The 15,920-nt window shown below is 72.2% G+C and carries 16 protein-coding genes; 8 read left to right on the plus strand and 8 right to left on the minus strand.

Annotated elements, in window-relative coordinates:
• Positions 1-383 precede the first annotated feature (383 nt).
• The gene (locus KBY19_RS29295) at positions 384-1,808 is read left to right on the plus strand and encodes an RtcB family protein (RefSeq protein ID WP_210967045.1); all 1,425 of its coding nucleotides are present in this window, start codon (positions 384-386) and stop codon (positions 1,806-1,808) included.
• Between the two features lie 145 nt (positions 1,809-1,953).
• Here the strand turns inward: KBY19_RS29295 and KBY19_RS29300 are convergent, their stop codons facing one another.
• Together KBY19_RS29300 and KBY19_RS29305 are read right to left on the minus strand one after the other, a co-directional pair.
• Entirely contained in the window at positions 1,954-2,409 is a 456-nt protein-coding gene (locus KBY19_RS29300) for an archease (protein WP_099885826.1), read from the minus strand.
• Positions 2,410-2,445: 36 nt separating this feature from the next.
• Positions 2,446-2,835 (minus strand): hypothetical protein, encoded by a 390-nt coding sequence (locus KBY19_RS29305; RefSeq protein ID WP_099885827.1) that lies wholly within the window; start codon positions 2,833-2,835, stop codon positions 2,446-2,448.
• A 261-nt stretch (positions 2,836-3,096) separates the two neighbouring features.
• Here KBY19_RS29305 and KBY19_RS29310 point away from each other — a divergent pair, with 261 nt between their 5' ends.
• The 3 genes from KBY19_RS29310 to KBY19_RS29320 all read left to right on the plus strand — a co-directional run bounded on the left by KBY19_RS29310 (position 3,097) and on the right by KBY19_RS29320 (position 7,265).
• Entirely contained in the window at positions 3,097-3,516 is a 420-nt protein-coding gene (locus tag KBY19_RS29310) for a CBS domain-containing protein (RefSeq protein WP_210967046.1), read from the plus strand.
• A 165-nt stretch (positions 3,517-3,681) separates the two neighbouring features.
• The gene (locus KBY19_RS29315) at positions 3,682-5,970 is read left to right on the plus strand and encodes an SUKH-4 family immunity protein (protein ID WP_210967047.1); all 2,289 of its coding nucleotides are present in this window, start codon (positions 3,682-3,684) and stop codon (positions 5,968-5,970) included.
• 113 nt (positions 5,971-6,083) lie between these two features.
• The gene (locus KBY19_RS29320) at positions 6,084-7,265 is read left to right on the plus strand and encodes an MFS transporter (protein ID WP_185019038.1); all 1,182 of its coding nucleotides are present in this window, start codon (positions 6,084-6,086) and stop codon (positions 7,263-7,265) included.
• A 41-nt stretch (positions 7,266-7,306) separates the two neighbouring features.
• Here the strand turns inward: KBY19_RS29320 and KBY19_RS29325 are convergent, their stop codons facing one another.
• Together KBY19_RS29325 and KBY19_RS29330 are read right to left on the minus strand one after the other, a co-directional pair.
• Entirely contained in the window at positions 7,307-8,062 is a 756-nt protein-coding gene (locus tag KBY19_RS29325; RefSeq protein ID WP_099885832.1) for a dienelactone hydrolase family protein, read from the minus strand.
• A gap of 89 nt (positions 8,063-8,151) precedes the next feature.
• Complete coding sequence (locus KBY19_RS29330) at positions 8,152-8,463, minus strand: hypothetical protein (RefSeq protein ID WP_099885833.1); 312 nt, start codon at positions 8,461-8,463, stop codon at positions 8,152-8,154.
• 372 nt (positions 8,464-8,835) lie between these two features.
• Between KBY19_RS29330 and KBY19_RS29335 the strand changes: the two genes are divergently transcribed.
• The 4 genes from KBY19_RS29335 (at position 8,836) to KBY19_RS29350 (ending at position 11,330) form a co-directional block, all read left to right on the plus strand.
• Positions 8,836-9,288, plus strand: a complete 453-nt coding sequence (locus tag KBY19_RS29335; protein WP_210955541.1) for a hypothetical protein — start codon at positions 8,836-8,838, stop codon at positions 9,286-9,288.
• A gap of 86 nt (positions 9,289-9,374) precedes the next feature.
• Positions 9,375-10,289: a transcriptional regulator gene (locus KBY19_RS29340; RefSeq protein ID WP_307843656.1), complete on the plus strand. Its 915-nt coding sequence runs from the start codon at positions 9,375-9,377 to the stop codon at positions 10,287-10,289.
• Positions 10,290-10,327: 38 nt separating this feature from the next.
• Positions 10,328-10,861: a roadblock/LC7 domain-containing protein gene (locus KBY19_RS29345; RefSeq protein ID WP_099885835.1), complete on the plus strand. Its 534-nt coding sequence runs from the start codon at positions 10,328-10,330 to the stop codon at positions 10,859-10,861.
• A gap of 94 nt (positions 10,862-10,955) precedes the next feature.
• A complete protein-coding gene (locus KBY19_RS29350; protein WP_099885836.1) occupies positions 10,956-11,330 on the plus strand; it encodes a hypothetical protein in 375 nt (124 codons plus the stop codon).
• Positions 11,331-11,409: 79 nt separating this feature from the next.
• Here KBY19_RS29350 and KBY19_RS29355 read toward each other — a convergent pair whose 3' ends face one another.
• From KBY19_RS29355 to KBY19_RS29370, 4 genes are all read right to left on the minus strand, one after another.
• On the minus strand, positions 11,410-12,831 hold the full coding sequence (locus KBY19_RS29355) for an Nramp family divalent metal transporter (protein WP_099885837.1): 1,422 nt from the start codon (positions 12,829-12,831) through the stop codon (positions 11,410-11,412).
• Between the two features lie 158 nt (positions 12,832-12,989).
• Positions 12,990-13,949, minus strand: a complete 960-nt coding sequence (locus KBY19_RS29360) for a phosphoglycerate dehydrogenase (protein WP_099885838.1) — start codon at positions 13,947-13,949, stop codon at positions 12,990-12,992.
• On the minus strand, positions 13,946-14,722 hold the full coding sequence (locus KBY19_RS29365; RefSeq protein WP_099885839.1) for an HpcH/HpaI aldolase/citrate lyase family protein: 777 nt from the start codon (positions 14,720-14,722) through the stop codon (positions 13,946-13,948). The genes KBY19_RS29360 and KBY19_RS29365 overlap by 4 nt, the downstream gene beginning before the upstream one ends.
• Positions 14,723-14,784: 62 nt before the next feature.
• The gene (locus KBY19_RS29370; protein WP_210967048.1) at positions 14,785-15,792 is read right to left on the minus strand and encodes an aldo/keto reductase; all 1,008 of its coding nucleotides are present in this window, start codon (positions 15,790-15,792) and stop codon (positions 14,785-14,787) included.
• Between the last annotated feature and the right edge of the window lie 128 nt (positions 15,793-15,920).

A 15,920-nucleotide genomic window follows, 5' to 3' on the forward strand; every position in this document is an offset into this window, starting at 1 on the left:
GGCCCCGGGCGAGGCGGTTCGGGCGGTACCGGGTCGGGCTCCGACGGGGGCTCCGGCCCGGGCACCGGCCCCGGCCCGGGTGCGGGCGGCCCCGGTCCTGGACCCGGCGTGGGGGGCTCGGGTTCCCGGCCGGTCGGCTGCACGGCTTCGTACGCGGCGAACATGGTGGTCTCACTAAAAAGCGGTCGGACACGGAACGTGGATGGCGTCTCCCCGACGGGTCGCCGCCGGAGTGCGAGGCGAAACCGGGTCCGCGTGTCTACTCGTGCGTACGCGCCCCGTGCCGCCGAGGTGTGTTCCGGCACGGCTTGGTAACCCCGTGGGGCTGCCGAGGCTGTGGGGGCGTGGACGAGCCGCAGCCGCGGGCCGATCAGGAGGCTGCGATGGAGCACGTCAGGGAGTATGTGCAGGAGGGTCCCTACCGCTTCCGTCTGGACCCTCAGGACGGGATGCGGGCTCCCGGAGTGGTCTTCGCGTCCCGGGAACTGCTGCGGGACGCCGAGAAGTCGCTGGAGCAGGTCGTCAACGTGGCAACGCTCCCGGGCATCGTCGGAGCCTCCTATGCCATGCCCGACATCCACTGGGGCTACGGCTTCCCCATCGGGGGAGTGGCCGCCACCGACGTCGCCGACGGCGGGGTGATCTCGCCCGGTGGCGTGGGGTTCGACATCTCCTGCGGGGTGCGGCTGCTGGCGGCCGACTGCGACCGGCAGGCGCTGGAGCCGGCGTTGCAGGAGGTCATGGACGGGCTGGGCCGGACGATTCCGCGCGGTGCGGGCCCGGGTGGGGTCTGGGAGCCCGACGGCCCCGGCGAACTGGAAGCCGTCCTGGAGGGCGGCTCGCGCTACGCGGTGGACCAGGGCCACGGCGAGGAGCGGGATCTGCGCCGCTGCGAGGACGGCGGAGCAGTGGCCGCCGCGGATGTGGGTCAGGTGAGCGAGCGGGCACGCGAGCGCGGACTCGTGCAGGTGGGCAGCCTGGGCTCCGCCAACCACTTCCTGGAGGTCCAGCAGGTCGCCGATGTCTACGACGAATCGGTCGCCTCCGCCTTCGGGCTCGTCAGGGACCAGGTGTGCGTGATGATCCACTGCGGTTCGCGCGGGCTCGGCCACCAGATCTGCACCGACCATGTACGGGCGATGGACAGCGCCATGACCAGGTACGGCATCCAGGTGCCGGACCGGCAGCTGGCCTGCACCCCGGTCGACTCCCCGGAGGGCCGTGACTACCTGGGAGCGATGGCTGCCGCGGCGAACTACGGCCGTGCGAACCGCCAGTTGCTCGCCCAGGCGACGCGGCGGGTCTTCCATCGTGCGGCGGGTGTCCGACTCGGCCTGGTCTACGACGTGTCCCACAATCTCGCCAAGATCGAGACGCACGCAGTCGACGGGGAGCAGCAGCGGCTGTGCGTGCACCGCAAGGGCGCCACCCGTGCCTTTCCGCCCGGGCACCCGGAGCTTCCCGAGGACCTGCGCGGCGTCGGCCAGCCGGTGCTGATCCCCGGCACCATGGGCACCGCCTCCTACGTCCTCACCGGTGTCACCGGGGGAGACGCCTTCCACTCCACCTGCCATGGCGCCGGCCGTTCCCTCAGCAGGCACCAGGCCGCGCGGACCGTCGGTGGCAAGCAGCTGCGGGCGCGGTTGGAGGCGGACGGCATCGCGGTCCGCCCGCTGTCGCCCCGCAGCCTGGCCGAAGAGACACCGGAGGCCTACAAGGACGTCGCCGCGGTGGTGGAGGCGAGCGAGGGCGCCGGGCTGTGCCGCAAGGTGGCGCGGCTGGTACCCGTCGGCGTGGTCAAGGGATAGGCGGCCGGACGACGAACGACCAGGCGGCCGGGCCGTCTTTCGGCCGCGCCCGGCCGAGGCGCCCGAACTGACCGGAACCGACCGGCACTGACCGGACCGGCGCAAGAGCGGATCAGGCAGCTCGCACGTCAGCGGATCAGACAGCTCACACGTCGACCGTCACCGCGCACGACCAGCCGTACGGGTCCGGCGCCAGCCGCAGCTCGTTGAAGGAGACCCCCTTCGGCGGCGCGCCGGTGATCGGCACCCTTCCCAGATCCGTCACGGCCGCCCGTACGTCCAGGACCTCGCCGACGGCTTCCACCCGCAGGTGCACCGGCACCTCGCCGTGCACCTCCAGCCGGAAGACGACCTCGTCCAGCAGCGTGGCCAGCAGGTCTTCATCACCACGGCCTGTCACACGTAGCTGCCGTACGGAGTGTGCCTCGGCCCGGGAGAGGTCGGCGAAGCTCTCGACCATGCCGAGCACCACTTCGGCAAGACACTGCTCCCGGCTGGTGCCCCACGCCTCGATGCGTACGTCAGCCGTGTGCGGCACCGCGCGATGTCCGCGCTCGCCCCGGAGCCGAGTCGGCCTGTCGTCTCCTGTCGTACCGGCCATGGGCACCGCCTGTCTCCCTCTCGTCGGTCCGCCTCGTCAGTCCGCGCGTACGGGGGTGTGACCCCAGGGGCGCTGATGCTTGTCGGCCGGGAGGAGGTCCGCGGCGGCATGGGCGTCGGGCACCGAGATCGCGATTCGGTCGAACGGGGCCTGTCCGCGGGTTTCGACGACCACGACCGGCCTCCAGGGGTGGACCGCGATGAAATCCCGACCCTCCCCGTGCCGCCACACCCCCAGGTGCGAGAGGCCGGGAAGATAGCTGGTCCGCTGCGGCTCGCCCCGCATCGGGCGCCACCATGCGGATGCCTCGCCGATCCGGGAAACGTCGGACAGGGGCATCCGTATCTCGCCGTGCCCGGTGGCGATCCTCTCCCACCATGCCGGCCGGACGACCAGGTCGTCCCCGTCGATCAGCAGCCGTGCCATCGTCCCGTCCCATCCCGTCCTCGTGTCCCGGTCGGGCTCTCACACCTCGCGCCGCGCCCACCCGTTCCGCTGCTCCTGTCTCCAGGCTGGGCGCTGCTCGCCGCCTCCGCACTCCGGGAGCGGCCCGGAGGCGCGGGGACGACGTCGGACACCGGCGGAACGTGTAGGCGGCCGCACCGCTGGCAACGCACGGGTGGCGAGGACCGGCCGCGGCGGCGGCGCGTCGCCGCGCACTGCAGCGCAACCAGTCAGGAGAACGAGATGGCCCAGCGGATCCGCGACATCCTGACGGCCGATCCGATCACCGTCACCCCGCAGACCGCGCTCACCGATGTGGCCCGCCTGATGCGGGACGAGGACTTCGGCGAGGTGGTGGTCAGCGAGGAGAACCATCTTCGCGGCGTGGTCACCGACCGGGACCTCGTCGTCCGCGCGATGGCCGACGCCCGGGACGCCGACTCCACCAGCGCCCAGGACGTGTGCAGCAGCGAGGTGGTCACCTGCGCGCCGGACGCGGGGATCGACGAGGCCGTGCACCTGATGCGGGAGCACGCGGTCCGCCGTCTGCCCATCGTGGACGGCGAGGAACTCGTGGGCACGGTCAGCATCGGTGACGTCGCGCTCGAACGTGACCCCGACTCCGCGCTCGCCGAGGTGAGCTCCGCCCGGCCGAACCGCTGACACCCGGGGCCGAACCCCTGCCACCCGGTCTCCGGGAACCCTCCGGGCGCGTGGACGCCCTGGCGTCCACGCGTCTCACCCGGTCGACGCCGTACACGGGTCAGGGCCCGTCGGGTCAGGGCTCGTGTACGGCGTTGTCACAGGCGGCACTTAGAGTACGGCCTCATGATCTCCCTCCCCGTGCCGCCAAGGCTGCCCGGCCGGTTGTACGCGGCCTTCCGCGTCGTCGGGCTGGAATGGCCCGACCTCCCGCTGGAGCGGTACGCGGCTCTCGCCCGTGCCGCGCGGGACGCCGGCTCCCGTGCGGCGGACACCACCCAGGCGCGCCACCTTGCCGCGCAGGCCCGGGTCCTGGAGACCTTCGTGCGGGTGATGGGGGAGGCGGAGGACGCCTTCCACGCGGATCTGGAGGAGTTGACCGAGGACCACGGAGGGCCGCACCGGGTCACCGGGCACCGCGACTGTCCGCGGGCGGAGGAGGTACGCGAACGCCGGCGTGCGAACGCCGCCGCGACCGTCGAGCACGCCGCTCGTGTGCGTACGGAACATGTGCCCCTCGCCGTCCAACTGCTGGAGCGTACCGGCGCGCTGCCCTCGGCGCCCGACTACGCGGACCCGGAGGCCTGCCCCTGGCTCCCGGGGCTCCCGGCGGTGGAGACGCACGACCCGCCGCGTCCCCTCGCCGCGCTCACCGCGGGACGTGGGCTCGCGGGGGAGGCTCTGCTGCGCTGGCGCGGCGATCTGTGCGGGCCCGCCGTATGTGTGGTGACGGGCGCTTCGGGGGTCGGCAAGACGCGGCTACTGGCCTGGTTCACGGACTCCTCCTGCCGGGACTGGTCGGGCCCCACCGCCTTCGGGGCTCCCGTCCGGGAGGCCGCGATCTCCGCCGCCGGCCGCGAGCTGCCCGAGTGCGCTCGTGCGCTGTACACCCAGTTCACCGGGGCCGGCCGAGCGGAGCCCGACGGCCTTCGGGACGAGGACGCTCCCGGCGGGCCCGCGTCGGGCGGCGACGGTGGGGCCGCTCCCGGCGATCCCCACTGCCGGGCACTGCTCGCCGTGATCGTCCGACGCGGCGGGCCGGTGACCGTCACGATCGCCGGACTGGACGCCTGCGCGGAACCCGCGCGAGTGGCCGACGAGTTGGTCCGCCCGCTCGCTCAGCTCCCGGACGTGCGGGTGCTGGTGGAAACCCGCGACCGGCAGCTGCTGGGGCACACCCGGCACGCGGTGCTCGACCTGGACGACCCGCGCCTCACTGAACGCGCTGCCTTCGACGCCTGGTACGGGGCGGAGGAGACCACCGTGCCCGGCGCCTCGCCCTTCGCCCCGGCCGAGACGTACCCGAACGTGGGGCTGGCAGCCGTCGCGGCCAGGGCGCGGGGCCCGGCCGGTGCCCGGCACGCGTCCTCGGCCGAGCGGGTGTGCGAGGCCTGGCTCGACGGTCTCGGCGCACCGGCCCGGGACGCGGCGGCCACGCTCTCCCTCGCCCAGGGGCCGATGACCGAGTCCGTATGGCGGCTGCTGCACTGCGCACGGCGCCCGGACGATCCCGAGGCGGCTGCCGCGGCGGTGGACGCGGCAGCCGCTTGTCTGCCCACCGCAGAGCCCGGCATCCCGGCGTACGAGTTGCGTCCCGGCTGCCTCGCGAAGGCGGCGGCCGACTGCCTGCCCACCTCGCCGGGCGGCGTCGCCGCGCACCATCGGGAGGCCGTCGCCGTCATGGCGGGCTGGCCCGTGTCCGAACGGCTGGGGCCCGCCGACTATGTCGCGGAGCGGCTGCCCGCCCATGTGCGGCTGGCGGGGCTCACCGGACCGGATGCCGTACCGCCCCGGGAGCCCTGCCGTCCACGGGTGCGGTTGACGCGCCCCGTGCTCGAGGAAGTCTTCGGTGCGGAGGGGCTGCTGCGGATCCCCTCCCGTCTGCTCCACCCGCGTATGGCGCACGGACCGACCCGCCGTTTCCTCAGCGAGGTGGGGATACCGGCGGGCGGTGTGAGCCCGGACTTCTGGAAGGACGGGTCGTCGCGCTGCCGCGTCCCGCTCGACGAGGATCCGCACTGGGCCGAGGTGGCCGAGGAACTGCGTGCGGTCCAGGGGCTGCCCGCACCGCTCGAAGACCTCTTCCACCTGGACTTCCTCGGGTACGGCGATCTCCTGCTCGACGGCCGCACGGGCATCGTGCACGAGGTCGACGAGGGTCTCGAACAGGTGCTGCCCGCACACCGCGACGTGGAGACCTACACATATCTGCTGTACAGGCTCCATCGAGATCTGCGGCGCTGGCGCGTCGAGGCGAAGGACGCGCATCCGGACGCCACCTACTGGGTCGCCGACAACCTCGTCCTGGACCTGCGTACATACGACCCGCTGCCCTTCGCGGACCCGGAACGCGTCTGGGCGGGCCACTTCGACGATCTCGCCTCGGGCATCTGGAGTCCCGGGACAGCGGGTTGAGGGTCGTACGCGACGACGACAACGCGCCCACGCCCGTACCCACGCCCGTGCCCCGGAATTCGTGCCCTGATCCGTCTACCGGCGGGTAGCTGGGCGCCATACGCTGTCCGGCCATGACGGACGCACGGATACGCCATGGCAGAGCCGCGCTCGCCTTCAGCTTCTTCGCGCAGGGTGTCGCCTTCGCACTGCTGGTGACGCGTATCCCCGCCGTGCAGGACCGGTACGGAGTGTCGGACGCCCTGCTGCCCGTCTTTCTCGCGGCGGTGCCGGTGCTCGCGGGCGTCGGGAGTGTGGGCGCCGAGCAGTTGGTCAGGCGGCTGCCGCCGAGCGTGGTGCTCCGGTGGGCGCAGCCCATGGTGCTGCTGTCGCTGCTGGGAGTCGGCGCGGGCGACACGATGACGCAACTCGCTGTCGCACTGGGGGTGTTCGGGCTCTCCGTCGGCGCGCTGGACGCCTCCATGAACATGCTCGGGGTGAGCCTCCAGCGCACCTATGGGCGCAGCATCATGCTGGGCTTCCACGCCGCGTACAGCCTGGGCGGGATCTTCGGGGCGACGCTGGCGTGGCTGGGGGCGCACGGACAGCTGTCGCTGCTCGTCTCGTATCTGCCGGTGACCGCTGTGCTGTTGCCCGTCGCGCTGCTGGGCAGCCGGTGGTACGTGGACGCCGTGCCGGGCCCGTCGACCGGGGACGCCAAGGGCGCGGCAACGGCGGACGCCGCCGAGGCGGCGGTGGCGTTCCGTGTGCTGCTGCCGCTGTGCCTGGTGATGACCTTCGCGTACATCGGAGACTCCACCGTCTCCAACTGGAGCGCGAAGTACCTCCAGGACGTGCTGGGCAGTTCGGAGCAGTTGGCCACCGTTCCGTACAACGTCTACATGGCGACCACCCTGATCGGCCGCTCGCTGGGAGACCTGGGAGTCAGGAGGTTCGGAGCCGCGGCCGTCGTGCGGGCGGGGGCGCTGCTGGCGGCGCTCGGCTTCGGCACCGTGGCGGCGGCACCCGGAGCGTGGACGGGGATGCTCGGCTTCACCCTGCTGGGACTCGGACTGTGCGTCCTGGTACCGCAGACCTTCGCCGCGGCGGGACGGCTCTTCCCGGGCGCCTCGGACGCCGCCGTCGCACGGCTCAACGTCTTCAACTACGTCGGCTTCCTCATCGGGTCACCGCTGGTGGGCGTGTTGGGCGACATCTGGAACCACCGCGTCGCCATGCTGGTCCCGATGGCGCTGGTGCTGGTCACCCTGGTGTACGCCAGGGCGTTCGCCCCTCGGCAGCCGGCCGAGGCCTGACTCGGGGCCGCCTGCGCCCGAGCCGCGTACGGTCCACCGGGTCAGCCCTCCTGGAGCGTCTCGGAGAAGAGCGACAGCAGCCGGTCCCAGTGCCGCTCCAGGGCCGCCGGGTCGAAGGCGGCGGTGTCGGCCATGGTGAAGCCGTGGGAGGTACCCGGATAGACCTCGGACGTGTAGTCGACTCCGGCCTCGTCCAGTGCCTTGTTCAGCGCCGCCACGTCGTCCGGCGTCATGGAGGCGTCGTGCTCGGCGTGGCCGAGGTGCACCCGGGCTGAGAGCTGTCCCACGAGGCGGTGCGGGCTGTCCGGCGCGTCGGTGACGAGATGGCCGGCGTGGAAGCCGGCCGCTGCGCCGACCCGCTCCGGGTACGCGGCCGCCGCGCGCAGGGCCAGCATGCCGCCCATGCAGTAACCGGTCACCCCTGCCTTGCCGTCGCGTACCTGCGGCTGCCGCGCGAGGAAGTCGAGGTAGGCACCGGCGTCCCGGACGGCGTGCTCGCTGGTGTGTGACCCCAGCAGCGGGAGGACCTGGCCCATGAACGCTTCCCGGTCCTCGGCCTTGCTCAGGTCGGGCACCTCGACGACGGGAGCGCGGCCGTGCCGGTGGAAGACGTTGGGCGCCAGGACGTAGTAGCCGTGCGAGGCCAGTTCGGTGACCATCTCCCGGATCACCGGCCGCAGCCCGATGATGTCCATGTAGAAGAGCACGGCGGGGTAGCTGCCGTCCTCCTCGGGGCAGGCGGCGTAGGCGTCAGCCGTGCCGTCCGGAGTGGGAATGTCGACGGACCGGAAATGCATGAGGGTGACCCTTCCTCGGCGGGCAGGTGTTCTCTCCCGTCCTATCACCGCGACCTGGCGCGCGAGCCGCCCGGACCCTGCCGACCGACTCACCACGGGAGGGGACTGCCGGGCTCGGCCGAGCGGCTCACCTCGGAGTCCTGCCGAGACGTGACGCACAGGTAGGCGTAGCCTTCGCCTGGCCCGGCCTGCCGTCGGGCGTTCTCCGCCTCGTCCGCACAGCCTTCCGGTACGCGCGGACCTCCCGTCAGGGGGCGGGGTGAGGGCCGGCCGTCGTGTGAGCCGTCGTCCGCGGCCGGGCTGCTGCCGGGGTCGAGCGCCAGTGTGGTTGCTCCTCCCGCCGCCACCAGTACCAGCCATATGCCACCGGCCCACTGCCAGGCGCGCCGCTTGTTCGCCATGTTCGTCCCCGAGTTCGAAATCCTGGACGCAGTCTGCCACCGCAACAGGACGCGCACGCTACCAACTGCTCGTCGGCTGCCTCCCGTTGCGGGTTTCGAGCGTCAGCCGGATCTTCGAGACGGTGGCTCCCGGATGGGCGAGTCCCCCGAAGGGGCAGAGCGGTATTGCGCTCAAACTCGGTCAGTTTCATAACTGAAACGGTCGATAGGCAAAGCAATGTGATCAATTTCCATATGGTCTTGGCATGTTCCCCCGGAAAATGCCGGAACGCGCGCCAGCTCGCATGCGTATGCGTAGTCTGAGCCTCACTGTCCGTGGCCGGGCGGTGTTGATGAGGAAGCGGTGTGCCGCGCAGAGGAGGGGAGTGCAGCGTGCCCGGAATCGATGAATGCCTCCTGGAGGCGATGCGCCTGCCCGGCGCGCGCAGTGCCGCTGTGGTCGACTGGATCAGCGGGCTCGCGCTCGGCCTGGCCGGAGAACCCCCCGGCGGAGACGGGGAGGCGGCTGCCTGCGAGACGGCAGAACTGGCCAGGATGGTCGCCGAATACCGCTCCCTCGGCCCGCTCGCCGCCGTGCCGGCCGAGTCCTCGCCCCCCACCACGGCGAAGGCGCCCGCCCCCGCTCCGGCTGCGCACCACCCCGGGACGGCACCGGCCGTCGAAGACATCATCGCGACGAACAGCGACAGCTACCACCTGCTGCGCTTCGTGACCGGTGCCCTCGACGGCACCGTCTTCCTCCATCTGTGGCTCGCCCGCGACGAGGGCAATCTCGCGCTGGCGCGGATCCGGCTGGCGGAGATAGCCGAGCGGATGGTGCTCTGATGAGACATGCCGTGCCTCTCCTCCGGGCGCAGCGGCGATCCTTGTCGGCCCGCTCCGTACCGGAGCACTCCCGGACGGAGCGCCGCGTGCCCGACCGCCGGATGCCGTACGAGCACCCTCGGGACGGGACCCCCGAAGAAACCGGCAGCGCGCCCGGCCGTGCCCCTTCGATGCTGCACCGTCTCGCGGCGGAGCGTGCCACCGGCGCCTTCACACGGGCAGCAGGCACCCTCTTCCTCGTCGACGGCGAGGTCGTGCACGCGGAAAGCGGGGCGGCGACGGGGCTGGAACTGCTGCTGACCCGGTGTTGCCCACTGTCGCAGGCCGATTGGGAGGCCGCACTCTCGCGGGCGGGACGGGAGGGAGGCGTGGCGCAGCACCTCGTGGCCTGCGGGCTCGTACCCGCCGGAGTACTGGACCTGTGCCGGCGTACTGCCCTGTACGACGCGGCGTTCTTCGTGCTGGCGACCGGTGGCGGAGCGGGGCGCTTCCGGCGCGGGGTACGGGACCGGCTCGGGGCACCCCGGGGCCTCCCACCGACGGCCGTCGAACGCGAGACCGCACGCCGCCTGGCGCTCCTGGACCGCATCTGGCCCGACGCCCGTGTCGATGTCCTGCCTCCTGTCCCCACCGCACCGGTCGCGCCGAAGGTGCCGGATCGCCAGTTGCCGATACTGCGGCTGGCCGACGGGGCCCGTACCGCCACCGACATCGCCCGGATACTGGGCCGGCCCACCTTCCACCTCCTGGTGGAACTGCGCCGGCTGGCGGCCGGGGGGCTGGTTGTCCCGGCGCTGCCCGTCGGCCCGGAGCCGCACGGGCGACAGCCCCCTCCCGCCCCGGCGCACCCCCCACCGCAGGAAGCCTCCCCCGCACAGGGCCCGCAGCAGGAGACCACCGCAGGTGGCGGGCCGAGCGCAGGCGTGGCGCCGGGCCACGAGTTCACGGATCCGGACGTCGCCCTGCTGCGCCGGCTCAGGGACGCACTGGAGGCGTGGTGATCAGGGGATTCCGTCAGCGTGCCGAGAGGAGAGTGCTCATGGCGGCGGAGGCGGCCGTGACCGAGGAACTGCGCGCGTTACGGGCCAGGGTCCCTCAGGTCGGCGGGGCGTTGGCGGCGACCGTGGACGGGTTCGTCCTGGCCGAGGACCTGGCACGGGCCCAGGACGGCCGGCGGCCGGAAGCGGAGCCGCTGGCCGCGCTGACCGCCGCCGCGCTCGGGCTGGCGTTCCGGATGAACGAGGCGACGGGACGCGGCGCTTTCCGTGAACTGCTGCTGCATGGGGAGCTGGGATACGTCGCCACTTACGCGGCCGGGCCGACCGCCGTGCTCACGCTCCTCGCGGACGACCGTATCAACGTCGGCCGGCTGCACCTGGAAGGGCGTCGCGCAGCAGGGCGTATCGGCGCCCTGCTGGCCGAGCCCCGGTCCTTCCCGGCTGAGCATTCCACCGCCGAGCCACCAGCACCGTCCGACAGCAGACCGCAGCTGGAACGCCGCCGCCTGCCCCTCGAACGGCGCCGCCGCAACGCTCCCGCTCCGGAGGACTCCGCACGACGCACCACGGAGTGAACGACGCGAGCGGACCAACCACCGACACCGCAACGGGCGACGAACCGACAAGGCGCACCGACGTGACGAACCGACGAAAGGACAGCACATCACCATGTCCAACACCGAGGCTTCCCTCAAGGAAGCGATGAGCAGCATCGACGGCGCGATCGGGGTCGCCCTGGTCGACTACACCAGCGGTATGGCGCTGGGCACCCTGGGCGGCGGCAAGCATTTCGATCTGGAGGTCGCCGCCGCCGGGAACACGGATGTCGTACGGGCCAAGCTGCGCACGATGGAGCATCTGGGCATCGAGGACGAGATCGAGGACATCCTGATCACCCTGGGCAGCCAGTACCACCTGATCCGCCTGCTGAAGGCGAAGAGCGGCAACGGCCTCTTCCTCTACATAGCGCTGGACTCGGCCAAGGCCAACCTCGCCATGGCCCGGCATCAACTGCGACGGATCGAGACGAGCCTGGAGGTGTGAGGCGCGCCCCCCGGGGCGTGGGACGGCGGGCGCGCCCTGCCGGCGGCCGGAGCACCGCTGCCGCGCCGGTCGCACCCGGCTATTCCGCCGTCACCACGCCCACCGTCTCCAGAATTCCGTAGACGCCGACACAGAGGATGGCGAGACTGCTGAGGACCAGCGCCGCGGTCAGCCAGGGGTTGGTGCGGAAGCGCTTCGGCACGCCTGTGTAGCGCAGTTTCCAGACCGCGACGACCACGGCGAGCAGAAAGACGCCGCCGCCTATCCCGCCGATCTGGACCATCAGCACGGGGGACTGGACCCAGAGGAAGAAGCAGGTCCACACCAGCGGCAGGGTCCAGGTGAGGATGCGGATGGTGCGGGTACGGGCGCGGACGTCGGTCCAGTCGATGACGCCGAGCAGCCCGAGAGTGTTGGTCCACAGCCGTGGCACGGACGCCGTGGAACCGATGAGGGTGGAGAAGAGGACCGCGAACGCGCCCAGGAGGAAGACGTGTTCGGCCCAGGGGCCCATGGTGTCCGTGTAGAGCCGCGACAGCGTCGAGATCATCTGGTTCCCCTCGGGGACGAGTCCCTGGGGGTGCAGCACGGCTGCGCCGATCACGTAGAAGGACAGGGTGCACAGCACGCACACGGCCAGGCCGGTCAGTGCGTCCATCCGCATCACCTTGATCCAGCCGGCGGCCCGCCGGGCGCGCTCCTCGCTGCCGTCGTCGGGACCGGTCCAGCGGGCGTACCCCTTCTCCAGGCACCAGTAGGTGTAGGTCGTCATCTCGTCGGCGCCGACACCGGTGATGCCGAAGACGGCGAGGGCGATGCCGACGGTGCCTGCCGGGATCTCGAAGCTGAAGCCGCCACCGAGGTCGCCCGCGCCGTAGCCGAACTCCGTACCGGGCAGGCTCACCGCGAGACTGACGGTGACCAGCGTGAAGACGATGACGGATACCACACAGGCGCGTTCCACCAGGCCGTATCTGCCGGACTGGAGCAGTCCTATGGTGACGAGGGTGACCACGAAGGCCCACAGTGTCAGGGAGGCCGTACCGAGTGGTTCTCCGATGACCGGCCACAGCACCGAACAGGCCGCGGCCGTACCGCCGATGATGCCGCCGCGTTGGAACATCTTGGCGAAGTCCATGCCGATCCAGAGCCAGTTGATCCAGCTGAGGCGGCCGATGCGGGGGCCGACATCCCGGTAGCCCTCCAGCGCCGTGCGGCCGTTGAGGATCGTCCAGCGGGCCAGCTCCATCTGTACCCAGACCTTGACCGCGGTGGAGACCACCACCAGCCACAGCAGCGCGAAACCGGCCTTGGCGCCGAGGGAGGTGGTGGTGATCAGTTCGCCGGAGCCGACGACGGCGGCGGACAGCACGAATCCGGGTCCCAGATGGCGCAGCCGGGCGGCCAAGGTGGTGGGTGCCGGTCGGGCGTCTTCGGCGCGCAGGGCGTACGGATCGGCCTGCGCGGGCGCCGCTGCGGGCGCGGGAGCGGTGGTCGACAAGGCGTTGTTCCTTTGCTGGATCCGGCGCCGTCGCCGGAGCGGAAGGGGAACGGGGGCGGGAGAGAACCGGAAAGAACAGGGGAGAACAGGGGAGAGGGGGCGGGAATCGAGGAGCCGGGACGAACGGGGTGCGGGGACGAGCGGCCGGCGGGCCGGGGTCAGCCGGCCGCGTGGTGCGGGGACTCGCCGTTCAGGACACGGAGGATGTCCTCGGCGATCATCAGTCCCATCGCGTGGTTGGCCTCCGGGGTGCAGGCGGCCATATGCGAGGTGAGTGTCAGGCGGGGTGCCGTGCGCAGCGGGTGGTGGGCCGGGAGGGGTTCCACCGCGAAGGCGTCGAGCGCGGCGGCGGCCAGCTGTCCGGAGTGCAGCGCCTCGGCCAGTGCCGTGTCGTCGACGAGTCCGCCGCGGGCGGCGTTGACCAGGACGGCCCCGGGTCTGACAGCGGCCAGCCGGGTGGCGTCCAGCAGCGGCCGGCCGCCGGGCGGGAGGTGCAGGGTGACGACATCGGCGCGGCGGAGCACGGCGTCCAGCGGGGCCGGTTCGGCGCCTGCCGCCCGGACGGTGTCGTCGGGGACGTAGGGGTCGTGCGCGAGCACGCGCATGCCGAACGCCTGCGCGTAGCCGGCGACAAGGCGGCCGATCCGGCCGAAGCCGACGACGCCGAGGGTCCTGCCGTGCAGCTCGGGGCCGAAGAGCTTGGGCCAGCGGCCCTCCATGACAGCGATGTGCGAGGCGGTGATGCCGCGGGCGGCGTCCAGGACGAGCCCGAAGGTGTACTCGGCCACGGCGCGGGAGTTGGAGCCGGGCGCGCAGACGACGGGTATGCCCCGGTCGCGGGCGGCGACGAGATCGATGGTGTCGGTGCCGACACCGTGTTTGGCGATGACCTTCAGGCGCGGCGCCGCGTCCATCACCTGGGCGGTGATCGGGTCCATGCCGGAGATCAGTGCGTCGGCGCCGGATATCCGCTCCAGCAACTCGTCGCGCGGCAGTGGCGCGTCGTCGTACGGCCGTACGGGGCCCGCTCCCTGCTCGGCGAGCAGTGTCCATGGCGCTGACGAGTGCCGCGCGAAGGTCGGGGTGGTGACGAGGGTGGTGAAGCCGGGGGACTTCATGCGTCGGTGCTCCGGGCGGCGGTGAGGTGCGCGGCGGCGGCCTGCTGGAGGTGGACGACATCGGCGGCGACGCTGGCGAAGGTGAAGCCCTCGTCGAGTCGGCGGGCGGCACTCGCACCGTCGGCGTTGTGGATGCCGGCGGCGATCCCCGCGGCCTCGGCGGCGTCCCGGATCCGGGCCAGGGCGGCCTCGAACTCCTCGGCGACTTCCGGGTCCGTGGAGGTGCGCCCGCCGATCGCCAGCCGTAGGTCGGAGGGGCCGACGTAGATGCCGTCAAGGCCGGGGGTGGCGCAGATCTCCTCGACGTCGGCGAGCCCGTCAGCTGTTTCGATCATGGCGAGGACCGCGGTCTGCGCGTGGGTGTCGGCCGGATCGGGGCCGATCCGCAACTGGGCCCGCATGGGCCCGTAGGAGCGGCGGCCGTGCGGTGGGTAGCGCACGGCGGCGACCGCGGCGGCGGCGTCCCGCGCCGTGTCGATGAGCGGCACGATGACGGCCGCGGCTCCGGCGTCGAGGGCGCGGCCTATGTACGTGGGGTCGTTGGCTTCGACGCGGACCATGCCGACGGCGGTGGAGCCGCGGGTGTCGGTGGCGATGAGGTTGTTGAGCAGCCCCTGGTAGCCGAACAGGCCGTGCTGCGCGTCGAAGGCGAGGTAGTCGTACCCGACCTGGGCGAGGCGCTCGGCGGCGACGGGGGAGTCGAGCAACGACCAGTAGCCGAGGAGGCGCTGGCGGTTGCGCAGGGCGGTGGTGAACTGCGCGGCGGTGGTCATGGCGGGGTCTCCGGGTGGGAAGGGGCGGCCGAACGGCAGGTGGAGGGGAGCAGGGCCCCGGATCAGCGGTTGTACGCGGGCATCGGGCCGCGCAGTTCGGCACCGACCGCGTTGCAGGCGGCGGTGACGTCGCCAGGCAGCGGGCCGGCCTGTGCGGCGGCGATGTTGGCCCGCAGCTGCGCGACCTTGGACCCGCCGAGCAGGAGTGCGTCGGTGGAAGGCCGGTCCACCAGCCAGCGCAGGGCGAGTTCGGTGAGCGGGATGCCCGCCTCGTCGGCGATGGAGCCGAGTTGCGCGACGGCGGCGAACAGGTCCTCGTTCCAGTAGCGCTGCTTGTACATCGAGGCGAGCTTCGAGTCGCCGAAGCGGCCCGTGGCGGGGTCGGTGCCGAAGCGGTGCCGACCGGTGAGGAGGCCGCCGCCGAGGGGGTTGTAGACCATGGTGCGCAGTCCGCTGACGGCCGCGTACTCGACGTACTCCTCCTCGATCCGGCGGGCGAGGAGGTTGTGCAACTGCTGTGCGACGACCGGGCGGGGGGCGCCGACCTCGGCGGCGGTCCTGGACAGTTCGGCGATCTGCCAGGCGGCGTAGTTGGAGACGCCCAGGGCGCGGACCTTCCCTTCGGCGACGAACTCCGCGACGGTCGCCAGGGTCTCGGCGTGCGGCGTACCGCGGTCGGGCTGGTGGAGATAGAAGAGGTCCACGTGGTCGGTGCCGAGCCGCTTGAGACTGCCTTCGAGGGCGGCACGCAGTCCGGCGGGCGACAGAGGCGCGTGTTCGCCCTGGTCGGGGTGGGGGATACCGGCCTTGGTGGCGAGCACGATCCGCTCCCGTCGGCCGGGCAGCAGTTCGGCGAGGATCCGCTCGCTCTCGCCGCCCGCGTATCCGTTGGCGGTGTCGACGCCGGTGATGCCCGCCTCCAGTGCGGCATCCAGCATGGCGGCGGCGCCGGCCCGGTCGACTGTGTCGCCGAACGTCATGGTGCCCAGGACAAGCCGGGAGAGTGGTACGGGGACGGACGGGAGTGCGACCTCCTCAGGGCGGGGGCCGGGGCGGGTGCCGGTACTCACGAGCGGTTCCTTCCGATACGGGCCGGTGCGCGGCCGTGCCGAGTGCTGCCCGCACTGCTGGGGGCGGCGGCCGGTGTCGCGTGGAGGGCACGCTTGCATGCTTGCGCGTTCCGCGCAAGAGTCTCGCG

The sequence above is a fragment of the Streptomyces sp. B15 genome (assembly GCF_018070605.1).
Classification (GTDB): domain Bacteria; phylum Actinomycetota; class Actinomycetes; order Streptomycetales; family Streptomycetaceae; genus Streptomyces; species Streptomyces smyrnaeus.